This is a genomic window from Pseudoalteromonas sp. APC 3691 (assembly GCF_030408135.1).
GTDB lineage: Bacteria > Pseudomonadota > Gammaproteobacteria > Enterobacterales > Alteromonadaceae > Pseudoalteromonas.
Window position 1 is genome coordinate 15,542 of sequence record NZ_JASDCB010000053.1, and the last position, 16,671, is coordinate 32,212.

Sequence of the window (16,671 nt, forward strand, 5' to 3'; positions counted from 1 at the left end):
AATTGCGCATTAAAGCTATTATCCGTTAAATATTGTTCTTATAACTGTCAGCCCAATCGACCGACTGCTGGTAAAGTGGAGGTAGTATAGCACTATCTATATTTAGCAAAAGTACGGCTTGCTCAAGTGCCCACCAGCTTCCTGTTTCGTATGCTTTAACAACATTTAAAATATAATACAGTGTGTTTTTGTCCCCTAATAATGCCGTTTTTATTTCATCAGGAAAAGGTAGCTTTTCAACAAGCAAGCTCATGGGTTGATCAAGGATTGCATCGAGCAACGAAAATAACCCAGTTAAAAATGCTTCGCCTGACTGGCTCTTATTAACCTTTTTTGCCAAAAGCTCACAAAAGCGAGCACGTACAACACACACTTGCATTAGCTCTGCAGGTTTTTTACCTGCGGTATGAGCAGTAACAATAAGGCTGACAAACTTTTTAAGGCGTTCATGCCCTAAATACACAAGCGCTTGCTTCAATGACGATATTTGGCTTTGTATAGGAAAAACGCCACTGTTAATTAAACGCAGCAATTTATATGCTAGTGCAGCATCAAGCTCAAATAGTCCAGATATAGTTTTTATATCTGGACTTGTTTTCATTATTTCGGCGTAAATAGCGACAACTAAACCATAGTTATAGTCAATGTCGTTTTGTTTTATCATGGTGGGTTTTGCAAAAAAATAGCCTTGAAAATAATCAAACCCCATATCAAAGGCTAGCTTATAGTCATCTTGTGTTTCTATTTTTTCGGCAAGTATTTTTATTTGTTTATGCGTTTGTAACTTATTAATTATGGGTTGTATTTCACTAAGAGGTGTAATTGCAATATCAAATTTAATGAGCTTCACAAGCTTTAAAAAACGATCCCACTGTGGTTTATACACAAAGTCATCGAGTGCGAGCTTATAGTTACTATGAAATAAACCTCGGCATAGTTCATAGTTGTCGTCGGTAGGTTCAATGCTTTCGAGCAACTCAATAACAACATCTTGGCATGGTAAAAAAGCACATAAATCGAGCTTTAATGATTCAGGCCCTATATTAATAAGTGCCTTTTTGCCTGATGTAATATGACGTGTGCCTAAATTTAATTGATTTTCCATAATAAGCCTTGCTGTTGCTTGGCCTTCGGCAATATCTGGAAAATAATTTTTAGGACTATCACGAAAAAGTAGCTCATAGGCTACTACTTTTTTACTTCGATTGAATATTGCTTGCCTTGCAACAAATACAGACACATTACCTACTTCTTAGTTTTTATATAATACTAAGTAATTAAACCCTAAGCAGGCACAATTGTCACTAAACTTTAAAGTACAGTAACGATTTACCGGTATAAGGTTGTTATATAATCAGCTGCCACTTGCGGCCACGAAAAACGCATTTGCTCTGCGCTGTGCTTAATTTTATGCCACTTTTTAGGATTCTGCTTTTTAATTAAGAGAGTTTCGTCTAAACAGCTAATTAAATTACTCGTTTGTGTCGCTAACGTGTCGCCATTAAAGCTAAAACCATTTTCATGATGTTTTACCGTGTCTTTTAATCCGCCAACACTGTGTACTAAACAGGGTTGCCCGGCACGCATTGCTAGCATTTGGCTAATGCCACAAGGTTCAAACGAGCTTGGCATTAAAAATAAGTCACCTAGCTGATACATTAAATCGCCAACACCTTGACCATAACCCTTCAAAAATAAAAGATTAGAATTTCGCGCCATTGCTTTGGTAAATATGCTTTCGAGTTCTTTGTCACCCGAACCTAAAACAATGAGTCTGCCGTTATATTCATTAATAACTTGGCACACTTTATCAATAGCTAAAGCGCCATTAACCTGCTGGCACAATAACAACACTTTTTGCTCTGTAAGTCGGCCAACGCTTGTGACTAATGGGCCATTATTAATCGTTGCTTTAAATTGCTGTAGTCGTTGGTGGGCAATATAGTAACCGCTTTGTAACTGCTCGCTATTTGCCATCCAAGTAAATAAAGTGTTCTCGGCTTGGCTATAAAAATCGGCGAGAGTTGCTCCTTCAAGTGCATTGCTTGGATATTCGCAGCCATTTAAAATACCGACAAGCTTTCCTTGGCTTGCTGCATTTTGCAGATCTTGCTCAAGCCCTTCGCCACCAAAAAAACCATGCTCGTAATTACTAGGTTCAAGAACCTCTTGGCTGTAGGTTGGTGATACAACATGTATTTTATCGCACAGATTTATTGCACTGCGCATAGAGTTAAAGCAATGCGGATAACGAGGGTCACATAGTTGCTGGCCATTATAACTAAGTGACGGAAACCATGCCTCTAAGCTTGAATCATCATGTTTAAAGGGTCTTATACCTTGCAGTGCAATATTATGCACTGTGTAGGCAATGGGTAAGGTATTAAGTGAGCTATAACGTGGCTCAAACTTAAGTAAAACTGCAACGCAGGCGCTGTGCCAATCATGTAAATGTAGCGCTGTAGGGCGCTTTAATACACCTTGTAATAATGCTTCGCAGACGGCTGCATTAAATAAAGCAAATTTTGTCGCATCAGTTGCAAAAGGCCTCCCCGGTGCATCGTTACAATATACACTGCCTGATTCACTAAATAGCGGGTGGCTAATAACAATTTGGCTTACATTATTTTGGGCTTGTTGTACTTTAAAAACTGTTAATACATGCGGTTGAGCATTAAATGCAACGGTTACTTCACCTATATAAATACGCTCAAGCGGCTCAAACCCGTAGTCAGGAATAACAACGTCAACCGTTATACCTTGCTTTGCGAGCGCCCTTGGGGCATCGCGTACTACATCTGCCACACCGCCTACTTTTGCGCCTGGTAACGCGTCATTTTCTGCTGCAACCATTAATACATGCATTAATTTACTACTTCCTTTAAACCTGTGTGGGCTTGCTCATGAATGAGCAAGCTTTGTTGTCGTGCTTAATATTTAACGTGTTTTACGCTAGCTTTTTATTCTCACGCGCTTGGCGCTCTAACTTTTTTGCAAGCTCAGTGAGCATATCACGAGTAACAAGAACGATGCCTTTCTTAGATACCCTAAAGCCGTTTTCTTCATCTGTTTTAGGGTCAAAGCCTATTTCAAGGCCTGCAGGTATTTCACAGCTTCGGTCTATTATCGCACGCTTAATTTTACAGCCTCGGTTTATAACTGCACCGGGTAAAATTACCGACTGCTCAATGGTACAAAATGAGCGAACATGCACATTAGAAAACAAGAGGGATTTTCTAACTGCGGAGCCCGAAATAATACACCCACCCGACACGGTTGAGTCCAAGGCCATACCGCGTCTATCATCGTCATCAAAAATAAACTTAGCAGGTGGTAGCTGCTCTTGATATGTCCATATTGGCCATGTTGGATCGTATAAGTCGAGTTGTGGTTCTGGCATTACCAGTTCCATATTAGCCTCCCAGAACGAATCTAGTGTACCTACATCACGCCAATAAGGTTGCCCTTCTTGATTTGGATCTCTAAATGGGAACGCAAATACATTATGCTCTTCTATAATCGCGGGGATAATATCGTGACCAAAATCTCGGCCAGAACCTTCATTTTCAGAATCTTTTTTAAGTTGCTCAAACAAAAATTCAGTATTAAAAATGTAATTTCCCATTGATGCTAAACATGTACCTGGCTTGCCAGGTACAGAACTCGGCATTGCTGGTTTTTCATCAAAACGACACACTCTATTTTCTTCATCAACGGTCATTACACCAAATGTGTCTGCAGCTTCTTCAACAGGCACTTCAATACAACATACCGTCATATCAGCCCCTTTTTGCACATGTTCAGCCAATAAAGCGCCATAGTCCATGCGGTACACATGATCTCCAGACAAAATCATCACATATTTAGGAAGCTCATGACGAATAATATCTATGTTTTGAAAAACAGCATCGGCGGTGCCACAGTACCAATCATCACCTTGGCGCTGAGATGCAGGTAGTATTTCAACCGACTCACCCAGCTCTTTTTTAAAGTGGCCCCAAGCGCGGTTTACATGTCGTATTAATGAATGCGACTTATATTGTGTGGCAATACCAACGCGTCTCACACCCGAGTTAATGCAGTTTGATAGTGGAAAATCGATAATTCGATGTTTACCACCAAAGTAAACTGCTGGCTTTGCTCGCCAATCGGTTAGCTCATGCAGGCGAGAACCGCGTCCGCCTGCCAGTATTAACGCGTAAGTTTCTCTGGTTAGGCTACTTATGTAGCGATTTGCATAATTAGGCATAATACTCTCTCCATTTAGTCTAGGCTGTTAGTGGCATGGCTTTTAGTTGTCGTTAAGTCTGTTTCACTAATATTGAGGGGTTCTAAATGCCAAATGTCTTCACTGTATTGGCTTATGGTTCTATCACTTGAAAACATTCCACTGGCTGCCGTATTTAAAATACTCATTTGTGTCCAGTAGGTTTGATCTGCGTAAGCTTTATCAACTTCTTTTTGAGCTGCTACATAACTTTCAAAATCGTGCGCAACAAGCCATGGGTCGTGCGGGCTCTTAATTGCATTTGTTATATCGTCAAATAAGCATGGCTCAAATAAATTAAAATGCCCGCTCTCGAGTAATTGCATCACATTCTTTAAATCGCTATTTTGCGATATTAAATGCTCTGGATTATAACGTGATTTAATATCGTCAATTTCGTGAGCTTGTGCGCCAAACAAAAAGAAGTTGTCTGCACCAACGGCATCTCTAATTTCAATGTTTGCACCATCGAGCGTCCCTATCGTCAATGCACCATTCATCATAAACTTCATGTTACCAGTACCAGACGCTTCTTTGCCTGCAGTAGATACTTGCTCTGACAAATCGGTTGCAGGGCAAATAACTTCCATAGCGGTTACGTTGTAGTTAGGTAAAAATGCAACGCGTAAATACGGGGCTGCTAACGGGTCTTTATTTATAACCTCTGCCACGTTATTAATAAGCTTAATAATTTTTTTAGCCATGTAATAACCTGGTGCTGCTTTACCACCTAATAAAACACAGCGAGAAACAAGCCCTTGGGTATCACCACGGCGAATACGGTCATATAAATGAATCACATGAAGTATGTTTAATAGCTGACGTTTGTATTCATGAATACGCTTTACTTGTACGTCAAACATCATCGATACGTCAAAATCAACATCGCAGCGCGCTTTAACTAAATCAACTAAACGCTGTTTGTTTTCGCGTTTAGCATTTTGCCATTGCCCATGAAATGCTTTGTCATCGTAAAAACGACGTAGGTCGCTAATTGTTGAGAAGTTCTTAACCCAGCCATGACCAATTTTTTCGCTGATTAATTTACTTAAAACAGGATTACAATGTGCAAGCCAACGTCTTGGTGTAACACCATTTGTTTTGTTATTAAACTTATCTGGCCACAGCGCGTAAAACTCTTTAAATAGGCCCGCTTTTAACAGTTCGGTATGCAGTGCTGCCACGCCATTTACAGAGTAACTACCTACAATAGCTAAGTAAGCCATACGAATTTGCGGCTCATCGCCCTCTTCAATCAACGACAATGCACGCTGTTTATTAACATCACCCGGCCATTGCTGTGCAACTTGTGCTAAAAAGCGTGCATTTATCTCGTAAACTATTTCTAAAATGCGTGGTAATAATTTTGAAAACAACGAAACAGACCACTTTTCAAGCGCTTCAGGAAGTAGCGTATGATTTGTGTAGGCCATCGTTTTGGTGGTGATTTGCCACGCATCGTTCCAATCAAGTTCGTAATCATCAATTAAAATACGCATCAGCTCTGCAACAGCAATACTTGGGTGCGTGTCGTTTAACTGAAAAACATGAAAGTCAGCAAAGTCGCTAAAGCTCTCGCCATGTTGGGAAACCCACTGATCAACTACGTCTTGAATACTTGCAGATGATAAAAAGTATTGTTGGCGCAATCTAAGCTCTTTTCCATTTTCGCTGCTGTCGTTTGGATACAGCACCATGGTAATTTGTTCAGCTAGGTTTTTTTGTGCGACGGCTTCTGAGTAACTGCCTGCATTAAATTCGGTCAAATTAAATTCATCTGTCGCTTCTGATTTCCATAAGCGTAGCGTATTTACAATATTGTTTTTATAACCTGGGACAGGGACATCGTAAGGTACAGCTAATACATCTTGTGAACTCATCCATTGACGATGCTCTCGGCCAAATTTATCTGTGTAACTTTGCACATAACCGCCAAATTTCACACGTTTTGCATGCTCTGGCGCGCTTAGCTCCCATGGGTGCCCTTCGCGCAGCCAGTTATCTGGTTGCTCAATTTGGTTGCCATCTTTAATGGATTGGTTAAACATGCCGTATTCGTAACGAAGACCATAACCAATTACCGGTAACGCAAGACTTGCACAGCTATCTAAAAAACAAGCAGCTAGGCGGCCCAAACCACCGTTACCTAGGCCTGCGTCGTGCTCGGCGTCTTCAATTGTTTCTATTGTTGTGCAGTACTCTTGTAGTGCTGAGCTTACTTGTTCATCTAAATCTAGATTTAAAACAGCATTACCTAGCGCGCGCCCCATCAAAAACTCAAGAGAAAGGTAAGCCGTTTTGCGGCGTTTTTCTTGCTTAATTTGTTGATTCGTTTCTCTGCAGCGGGCCACAAGTCTGTCGCGAATAGTAAGCGCTAATGCGTGATACAAATAATGCTGCGATTCACCCACCTTATCTCGGCCGAGGGTATAATAAAAATGCCGTGTTAAGTCATCTTTAAGCGTACTTTCATCAATAACGGGCCCTTCTTGCCAGCTTTTTACTACACACACTTGATCACTTTGTTTAACCATGACTAACATCCTCTAAATTGGCACTAAAAACCCAACTACTTTGTGCTGAAATTTCAACCATCGCATCTTCATTACTGCTCACAGATGCATTATGTACACTTGATAGAATCATTTGCCACGGCGCATTAATAGGCGAAGGCGGCATTTGGCAAAAAACTGTTTTTTTACTGGCATTAAATACCATCAGTAATGCATGATTGTTTTGCTTATCAAGTAAGCTATACATTAAAAACTGTCTGGTATCTTCATGCCAATGAGCGTCGGTCATGGTTTTACCTTGTTCGGTAAACCACTTAACGGTAAAACGCTCGTCTATATCATCTAAAAATACACTGTGTTTGAACGCACTGTGCGCGCGTCTAATTTTTAAAGCATCATCAATAAATCGTGTTAGCGAATGATTAAGTTGAGAATCTTTCCAGGCAAGCCAGCTAGTGCGATTATTTTGGCAATAAGCATTGTTATTACCCCCTTGAGAGTGCGCCATTTCGCTGCCAGCGGCAATCATGGGTACACCTTTTGAGAGTATCAAAGTAAGTAAAAAGTTCTTTTGTTGCTGCAAACGCAGTGCGTTTATTTTTGAGTCACTAGTAAAGCCTTCTACTCCACAGTTGAACGAATGATTTGCGCTGTGTCCATCTCTGCTTTGCTCACCATTAGCTTCGTTATGCTTTTCCTCATAACTCACTAAATCGGCAAGCGTGAAACCATCATGACTCGTTATAAAGTTAATGCTATTAAGTGGTCCACGTTGGCTGTGCTCAAAAATATCAAACGATCCATGCAAACGTTTTGCAACGTTGGCAATAATGCCCGTTTCACTTTGCCAAAAACGTCTAATTACATCGCGGTATTGATCGTTCCATTCTCGCCATGGCGGCGGAAATGCACCCAACTGATAGCCACCAGGACCTATATCCCAAGGCTCACTTATTAACTTAACCTTATTAAGCACAGGGTCTTGAGCTACCACTTGTAAAAAAGTATGTGCAGAGCTAAAGCCTGCTTTTGAGCGCCCTAAAATCGTCGCTAAATCAAACCTAAAACCATCAACCCCCATTACCTCAACCCAATAACGAAGGCTATCAAGAACAAGTTGTAGTGTTTTAGGGTGATCAATATTTATAGTATTTCCACAGCCGGTATCGTTTATATATACATTAGGCTGACCCTCTACTGTGCGGTAATACGCTAAGTTATCAAAGCCTCTTAGCGATAATATTGGGCCGTCGGCCCCTGCCTCTGCTGTATGGTTATAAACAACGTCTAAAATAACTTCTATGTCGGCAGCATGAAGCTCGCGCACCATTTGCTTAAACTCGTTTATATCGTCGTTTACCAAATAGTCTTTATGGGGGGTAAAAAAGTTAAGCGTGTTATAACCCCAATAGTTTTGCAGCCCTTTTCCTGTTAAAAATTGCTCACTAATAAAAGAATGAACAGGTAAAAGCTCAACTGCTGTAACTCCAAAGCTTTGTAAGTGCTCAATAAAGCTTGGGTGGCTTAACCCTAAAAACTTCCCTTGTAGAGATTTAGGTATTTTAGGATGACGACACGTTGTTCCCTTAACATGGCACTCGTAAATAACCGTGTTTGACCAAAGGTGGTTTGGCTTTTTATGCGCGTACAACGTAGGAGCAGCTACTTTTGATTTAGGTATATCAATCGCATTATTTACGGTGCTTTTAGTACCAATTGGCATTTGCCCATAATGGCGTTCACTCCATGTGAACTCACCAAACAAGTCCTTTGCATATGGATCTATAAGTAGCTTATTTTCGTTAAACAATTGGCCATTTTTAGGGTTATATTCACCCTCGACTCTAAAACCATAAAGTGCGCCGGCGTTTAATGGCGAAATATGAATACTCCAAATGCCACCTTCGTTAATATTCATCGCCATTTTTAGGATTTCTGAATGGCCACTTTTATCAAACAAACACACATAAGCTTGGCTTGCACCTGGCGCATAAAGCGCGAAGTTAACTCCATTATTGATAACACTAGAGCCTAGCGGTTCTACATTACCGGGGGCTACATCAAATCGGTTACTCATCATCAACCTTTTGTAAGTAAATAGTTGTTAAGCCACCAATGGCAATTGAAATACTGTGTTTAAAGCCATGATTTGATTCATTTGTAGCGTGAACTATCTGCGATGAATCTTTAGTTACCTCAACGCCAGAGCCAAAAAACTGAGTATTGTCTGTATTTAAAATAACCTTGTAACGCCCTTTACTCGGTACGCCAATAACATAGTTTTCATATGACGCGGGGGTAAAATTAGCAATAACAACCACAAAGTCTTTTGCGTTTTTAGCATAGCGGACAAAACTTAAAATACTCTGCTGATTATTATTGTTATCTATCCAGGTAAAGCCAGCCGCACTCGAATCTAACTCATACAACGCGGGTTGGTTTTTATAAACGGTATTTAGCGCTTTTACGGTTTGCTTTATACCGTTATGACTTTGGTGCTCAAGTAAATGCCAATCGATAGAATGATCGTGCCCCCACTCTTTTCGCTGAGCAATTTCACCGCCCATAAACAAGAGTTTTTTACCCGGGTGTGCCCACATAAATGCGTAGTAAGCGCGTAAATTTGCAAATTTCTGCCAATCATCGCCTGGCATTTTTTCAATTAACGATCCTTTACCGTGGACTACTTCATCGTGGCTTAATGGCAATATATAGTTTTCACTAAAAGCGTATACCATCGAAAAAGTCATTTCGTGATGATGATGCTGACGGTATAAAGGGTCGTGCTGCATGTAATGCAAACTATCGTTCATCCAACCCATATTCCACTTATAGCCAAAGCCTAAGCCGTTGTGCTCAACACTTTGGGTGACGCCCGGCCACGCTGTTGACTCCTCAGCCACCATCATAATGCCTGGGTTGTTTTTATAGCTGCGCATATTGACTTGCTTTAGGCACTCAATCGCACCTAAGTTTTCGCGCCCGCCGTAACAATTAGCAATCCACTCGCCTTCTTTTCGGCTGTAATCTAAATACAACATAGAGGCTACGGCATCTACACGCAGACCATCTAAACCAAATTGATGTAACCAATACATAGCATTTGAAATCAAAAAGCTTTTAACTTCAGGGCGGTCGTAGTTATAAATGTAGGTATTCCAATCAGGGTGAAAACCTTGGCGCTTATCGGCATGCTCATATAAATGGGTGCCATCGAATCGATGTAAACCATGCGGATCGCTTGGAAAATGTCCAGGCACCCAATCAAGTAAAATACCTAAATTAGTTTTGTGGCATTGCTCAACAAAGTATTTAAAGCTGTTGTAATCGCCAAAACGGCTGGTAGGTGCAAATAAACCAACAGGCTGATACCCCCACGAACCATCAAACGGGTATTCACTTATTGGCATAAGTTGCAGATGGGTAAAATTCATTTCAAGGGCGTAGCTAACCAGTTTGTCAGCAAGCTCTATATAACTTAAATAGCGGTTGTTTTCAGCGCGTTGCCATGAGCCTAAATGCACTTCATAAATACTAATTGGCGCATCAATATGATTACGCTTTTGTCTGTTTTTAAGTGCCTGAGCGCCGAGCGTTATAGGTTCTGGTTTATACTGCAGTACACTTGCAGTACCCGGGGCTTGTTGCATTTTAAATGCATAGGGGTCGGCTTTTTCGAGTACTTCTCCACTTTGAGCGGTAATTGCAAATTTGTAGCACATGTCGGCTTTAAGGCCTGGTACGAATAGCTCCCATACACCACTTGCAGGATGAAAACGCATAAAGTGGCGATTAGCTTGCCAAAAATTAAACTCACCAATAATAGAGACACTTGCAGCATTAGGCGCCCATACACAAAAGCGCACACCCTCTACATTTTGTTGAGTGCTAAAATGTGCACCAAAATGAGAGTACGCATGTTCAAGGCTGCCTTCGTTAAATAAATACATTGCCTCTGCATCAAGTGTGCTTTCAAAGCTGTATTCATCATAAAAGGTAGTGCTGCTATTTGTGTACTGAGCAATGCATTGATAAGGCGCAGTGGGCAGCGCATCAACTTTGACTATAAATAAGTCACTTTGTTGGTAGCGCTGCGCCTTAATACTTTTATTATTTAATGTAACACTCACACTTATTGCACAAGGTAAGTAAAAACGAATTTCAACCTCAGCATCCGTTTTATGTGCCCCTAAAAAGCTAAATGGGTCTTTAAATCGTCCTGTATTTAATGCATGCACCTGTGCATCGTAACTATTTTCATTAGTTGTACTGCTCATTTAACCTTTCCTTATTGAATCGATAGCAGCTAAAAGTGAGGCATTTTTGGTAAAAATTTCTTCACTGGTATGCGTTAATACACGTCGCCAATTAGGATATTCTTTGTCTGTCCCGGGGATATTAACCGGATACTTCTGCTCATCTAAATCATCTATTTGTATTGCAAATAAACGCGATTGAGAACCCGCCAAACATAATGCTAGTGCGTTATATACTTCGACTGAATTACTATGTAATAGAAGCTCGGTTGTATTGGTATGGCGATTAATAAATCGTAGTATCCTATGTTGCTCTTCTATTCGTTGTTGCTTTAATTGCTCGTATTCATTGCAAGTAATAAGCTTGTATTGTTGCTTAATATTTAAATCAGCATGCTGCCACCAACCTGTAAATGGCGGTACATCATGATTGGCTATCATTAACAAACACTGTGTTGCTAGCTCATCTGTCGATAAAAACTCACCACTGTGTTGTTTTTCAAAATAAAATAAGCTGTTAGAAAAAATACCGCTAGATGCCAAAGCCTGCCTTACCTCTGGCGGCACAACGCCTAAATCTTCTCCAATAACAATACTCTGATTAATATGTGATTCAATTTTTAAAATGGCGAGTAAGTGCTCAAACGGGTAGTAAACATAACAGCCATCTTGTTCACCATTGCTTTCAAAGCACCACCATAGGCGCCTAATAGCCATTACGTGGTCAATTCTAAGTCCACCTACATTTTGCATGTTTGCGCGAATGAGCGAGCGATAGAATTGGTAGTGATTATTACTAAGACTTTGAGGATTTAGTGCTGGAAGCCCCCAGTTTTGGCCAGCTTCGGCCCATGGATCAGGTGGAGCGCCTACACTTGCACCTTGGCTAAACAACGACTGCTGATTTTTAAATTCAGCCCCATCGCCAGCACAACCAACAGCTAAGTCGTTTATTAAGCCAATAGCCATACCTCGCTCTGCACAACTTTTTTGACACAGTGCCAATTGCATATGCGCTTGCCACTGCAGGTAATAATCAAATGTTAAGTTGTCTGATTCGAGGGTATTTAACGTAGTTGAATGAGTATTACAAAAATCAGTAAACGCTTGGCGACGCTCATCACTTGCCGTTAATTCAAACTGATTATAAAGCGCTTCAAATAACGCATATTTTATATGGCTTACATTTTCATAATCTATAAATTGATCATTACTTTTTATAAGTGTAATTACATCGTCTCGTTGCATGAGGTCATGCAGAACTGTGTTATTTTGTGCGTCTTCGCTTAATACTATAGAAATATAAAGAGGGTTTAATAAAGCCCGACTACTAGGGCTATAAGGGCTTGCACGCTCTGGCATATCAGCAAATAACAAATGCAGTGGATTAAGTAATATGTAATCCATATTTTGCGAGCTGCATAATTTTGTAAGCGTTAGTAAATCGTCAAAGTCGCCAATACCTAAATGCGCTTTATTTTTTAATGTGTAAAGCTGAATAGATAACCCTGTGCGCTTTGTGTCTTCAACTTGATAGACTTGCTCAGGCACGCACCAAATTTGTGTAATAGCGTATTGCTCACCTACCTGAACATTAGCGTCATGATAGCCAATTGGCATAGTTTCTATGGGTAGTGCCAGCTCAATATAGCGAACGCCATGTAAGTAATATTCACCTGTAACTGCCAAATTATAAAGGTTCTCAACCGCTATATTCATCCCAAGAGAAGGGACATTAATGGTAGCGGCTAAATATTGCTGGCGTTCATCTATACGAAGCTTTAAAGCACATGTTTTTTGGTCAACTAAACTCACGCTCGGTACTAAATCCTGCCAAAGCGATGCATCTAAATCATAAGTTAGTTGAGTTATTTCGGCTTTGTTATTTGTATCAACACCGCAACATTGCAAAGCACGTTTACGCGTGTCTTCGCTAAAAAACACCTGTTCACCTGTATACTTAGTGAATTCAAAGCCAATACCATGCAGGTAAAACAACTGCGAAAGAGCATCCATTGAATCGCCTTAATTAATGCGTTGAGTATTTACTATGCTGTTTTCTGTGCCAAATGTATTGCCAATATAACCATCAGCTTGGTGGTCGTTATCCCAAATGTCTCCATTTATTAAATAACGAAAGTGAAATTGTTGATCGATAGGTAAGCGTTGTTTAAATTTAAACACACCTTGTTTTTTATTAAGCTTCATTGGCACAGGTTGCCAATCATTAAATTCGCCTAATAAGCAAACTTCTTCTGCCTCTGGATGAGAAAATTCAAAGGTTACTTCAGCTTCATCTTTTGTTTTAAAAAAACGTTTATTCAACATAGCAGGCTCCAACTAAACCAAAAAGGGTACTTAATCTTTGCCACAGGCCATACAACTAAACAAAAAAAGGCGATGTGGATTCCATTCAAAATCATTAAACACGTTGTAAGTTAACCAAAACTTTATTTACGCATTATTACAGTGCAACAATTCATTTTTTCTGCACCTAAAAAGTGCGGTTAGTATATAAACAATCTTTTTTAAAAAGCGCAGTAGTACAGAGCAATATTTGAACCAACTCAGCGTATATCACACATTATTTTTCAAATTACTATTTAACTGAATTTAACGTGAAATAATCCAAAAGTATTGCCTAAATTTATAAAATTCTTTTGTTCTGTACTTTCATCAGCGATAATACACAGCATCTTAATACTCTGAAATATCATAATTTTCATGTTGAAAAAAAGCATTTTAATAACTATAGCCATCATCTTTTTAATAATAGCCACACTTGTTGGTTCTTCAATCTATACCCTTTATAGTAAAAAAGAAATCTCAGTTGATCCTAAATTAAAAGAAATCTCAGGTATTGAATTTGATAAACAAAAACGTCTATGGGCTATTAACGATGGAGGCAATGAACCCAAGCTTTACCGCCTTAACAAAGATGGTTCTATTGCCAAAGAGATTTTGGTTGAAAACGCTAAAAACATAGACTGGGAAGACATGACCCAAAACAAATTTGGGCACTTTTTTTTAGGGGATTTTGGTAATAACAAAAACGATCGTAGATGGCTTACTATTTATAAAATAGAAAACCCAATAGATATAAAAACAGACACAACCCAAGCCGAAATAATCAAGTTTACCTACCCTGAAATGGATGGCAGTCCGATAAAACCTAATGACCGAAATTTTGATTTAGAAGCATTTGTAGCACTAGGTCGTCATTTATATTTATTTACTAAAAACCGCACAGAACCTTTCGATGGTATTACTAAAGTGTATAAAGTGGGCGATCATGCAGCAAATTTTGATGCTGAACTAATTGACTCTTTTAAAACGTGTACCACGCTTGAAAAACTATGCTGGATAACCTCTGCAGCGCTCAGCCCCGATCGTAAAAAATTAGTCTTACTTGATTCAACCAGTCTTTGGTTATTTGAAAACTTTGAAGGTGATAAGTTTTTCTCTGGTGATGTATCAAAAATAGACCTAGGGATTGTTACTCAAAAAGAAGCAGTCACCTTTTTTGATGACAATACGATTGTATTTACAGATGAAGAGTTTAAAGGCATAGGCGGTAATGCTTATTTTATAAAACTTGATAAAGCCAAAAAAGAAGTTATAAGAAAAAAACCTATTTCAGAAAAAACACTTCCATAGCATCTAGTTAGCTAAGCTGAAGCATTAAAGCTTAGCTAACTTATGTGAAAGGTAATGAGTTAATTACTCTTTTCATTTGACGAATGAAGTACTTTTTCTACATCAACACCTAAAATCAACACTCCAATATGACTATTATTATCATCTAAAACAGGAAAACTTAGCTGAACTTGAAAATGATGTGTTGATGCATCATATGTGACGCTATCAAAATTAAAACCTTTTGACTGTTTAAATGTTTTAATAAACTTATTTTCATCTCCTTGCCAGTAGTCACTGGTTAGCTTACTAATAGCGATGTTTTTTCCTTGGTTATCAGTCAATATTAGCTCAGTAACAATACCTTTGAATTGAGATTGCCATTTTTTAAATACTTTAGATAACGGTAAATTAAGCATAGCTAATCCATCAGGGTGCTTTACTTGTTTACTTTCTTTTATCCATAGCTGGTCTAGTCTTTTAATTTCAGATTCACTTAAGGGAGACTCATTACTTATTTGAACTTGTTCTACTAAACTAGGTAAGTTTAGTAAGATTTTAGCGCTACTGGACAATCTATCAAGTATTTGCTTTTCTTCACTTTTTGATAGTGAAAATGGAGCCTGCGCGCAAGTATTTATATTTTCATCAAACTGCTGCATAAATTTAGGGAAGCGTTTAATAAGTGAATGCGAAGCAAATAATCCCAAAGGTACATACCTAAAAAATTCTCTTTGATATTCATCCTCATTAATGCCTAGTTTAGAAGCTGCTAATTCAAAATCGTCTAAATCAAGTAGAATTCTATCAATCCGCTTATGGTGCATAACATTTACTATTTCTTCTAATGAATTTACTTCTACCTCAGCAATAATATTCTGAGTTTTAAACCAATTAGCCTAGTAACTCCCTCTTACTGCACCATAACGCATTTTATTTTTTGGTTTATTAATGCTCTCTGGATGAGTAAACCAGTACCAGCTTTCTAAAAAGATGGGGGATGATATGCGCCCATAGGCCTTCATTTCAGGCATTAAGTGAGTTGTGAAATAACCATCTAAGCGGTCTAACTTTACTTCTCGACGTGCGCGTAACCATGGCAAGGTTTGTAGCTAAAAAGGGGCTCCCATTTCAAATGAAATACACTCAACTTGGTTGACTGCATTATCAGGTGCACTGGTGGGTAAGTTTGTTCCAAACTGAAGAGGCTCAGTTAAACCTAATAAGAAAGTAAAAAGATATCCGAGCATAATCCATTGCTAAATAATGTACAAATTAAAATAAGTGTAGCCAAACAGATTAAAATTGCATTATTTGCTGTAATTATTAGGTAACAGCTCTAATTTCCCAGCTATGCAGCGCTTACACACTTAATAAACCTTTCTGTTAGCAGTGTTACTGTAGCTTTGTCTGTATAGTGCGGCTTAACATTCTTCATAATATGCTTTGAGCAAACATTTTTAGATTCTTCAAATTGAGAATTGCAGCTAGCAACAGTATTACCTAAAGCTTCCTGATAGGCTTTATCTGCGCACATAGTTAAAGCAAAATCTGTAGCCCCAGCAATTATTTCATTGATATTTACTGAGGATGTTTCGAGTTTAAAATAGATATCGCTATACGTATTAACTTCTGTATTCTTCTTTGACGAAAAATGACTAGCTTTAGCCGTTAAATAATAACCTATAAGTATGATTGATAATATCACTGTAAAAACCGTTTTCATAATTACCCTTAACACAATAATTAGTATTGCATTGTTTATAAAATAGTTCGATTTTTTACATAAGTACGAGGGAGGGAGACTCTCTACATCCATGTCATAGGTAAGATCTTAAGAAATTGAGTTGAAGCTCAATTCATGATCAAATGGTTATTACCACACAAACCACAGAATCAAGAAAAGAGCTTCAAATGAATGCTAACATTTTTATTAATAAGTTAAAAAGTATCCTAAGTGAAAAAAAACTGAACCGACTTGGTAAACAAGTAGCATTTA

11 protein-coding genes are annotated in these 16,671 nt (G+C 38.9%); 1 reads left to right on the forward strand and 10 read right to left on the reverse strand.

The window, feature by feature from the left end:
• Positions 1-25: 25 nt before the first annotated feature.
• From QL998_RS15255 to QL998_RS15290, 8 genes are all read right to left on the reverse strand, one after another.
• A complete protein-coding gene (locus tag QL998_RS15255; RefSeq protein ID WP_290193000.1) occupies positions 26-1,240 on the reverse strand; it encodes an HDOD domain-containing protein in 1,215 nt (404 codons plus the stop codon).
• Between the two features lie 89 nt (positions 1,241-1,329).
• Entirely contained in the window at positions 1,330-2,865 is a 1,536-nt protein-coding gene (locus QL998_RS15260; protein ID WP_290193001.1) for a glycogen/starch synthase, read from the reverse strand.
• 82 nt (positions 2,866-2,947) lie between these two features.
• A complete protein-coding gene (glgC, locus tag QL998_RS15265) occupies positions 2,948-4,249 on the reverse strand; it encodes a glucose-1-phosphate adenylyltransferase (RefSeq protein ID WP_024598134.1) in 1,302 nt (433 codons plus the stop codon).
• Between the two features lie 14 nt (positions 4,250-4,263).
• Complete coding sequence (locus QL998_RS15270; protein WP_290193002.1) at positions 4,264-6,801, reverse strand: glycogen/starch/alpha-glucan phosphorylase; 2,538 nt, start codon at positions 6,799-6,801, stop codon at positions 4,264-4,266.
• Complete coding sequence (gene glgX / locus QL998_RS15275) at positions 6,794-8,857, reverse strand: glycogen debranching protein GlgX (RefSeq protein ID WP_290193003.1); 2,064 nt, start codon at positions 8,855-8,857, stop codon at positions 6,794-6,796. The genes QL998_RS15270 and glgX overlap by 8 nt, the downstream gene beginning before the upstream one ends.
• A complete protein-coding gene (gene glgB / locus QL998_RS15280) occupies positions 8,850-11,057 on the reverse strand; it encodes a 1,4-alpha-glucan branching protein GlgB (RefSeq protein ID WP_290193004.1) in 2,208 nt (735 codons plus the stop codon). Before glgB ends, glgX begins: the two co-directional genes overlap by 8 nt.
• Positions 11,058-13,052, reverse strand: a complete 1,995-nt coding sequence (gene malQ / locus QL998_RS15285) for a 4-alpha-glucanotransferase (protein WP_290193005.1) — start codon at positions 13,050-13,052, stop codon at positions 11,058-11,060.
• Positions 13,053-13,061: 9 nt separating this feature from the next.
• Positions 13,062-13,364: an isoamylase early set domain-containing protein gene (locus QL998_RS15290; protein WP_007580752.1), complete on the reverse strand. Its 303-nt coding sequence runs from the start codon at positions 13,362-13,364 to the stop codon at positions 13,062-13,064.
• Between the two features lie 396 nt (positions 13,365-13,760).
• Here QL998_RS15290 and QL998_RS15295 point away from each other — a divergent pair, with 396 nt between their 5' ends.
• Positions 13,761-14,693, forward strand: coding sequence for a hypothetical protein (locus QL998_RS15295; RefSeq protein WP_010553003.1), 933 nt, complete (start codon positions 13,761-13,763; stop codon positions 14,691-14,693).
• A gap of 59 nt (positions 14,694-14,752) precedes the next feature.
• Here the strand turns inward: QL998_RS15295 and QL998_RS15300 are convergent, their stop codons facing one another.
• Both QL998_RS15300 and QL998_RS15305 read right to left on the reverse strand, forming a co-directional pair.
• Entirely contained in the window at positions 14,753-15,499 is a 747-nt protein-coding gene (locus tag QL998_RS15300; protein WP_241764484.1) for a cache domain-containing protein, read from the reverse strand.
• Positions 15,500-16,023: 524 nt separating this feature from the next.
• Positions 16,024-16,398 carry a hypothetical protein gene (locus QL998_RS15305; RefSeq protein ID WP_024605160.1) on the reverse strand — a complete coding sequence of 125 codons (375 nt, stop codon included), beginning with the start codon at positions 16,396-16,398 and terminating at the stop codon, positions 16,024-16,026.
• Positions 16,399-16,671: the final 273 nt, after the last annotated feature.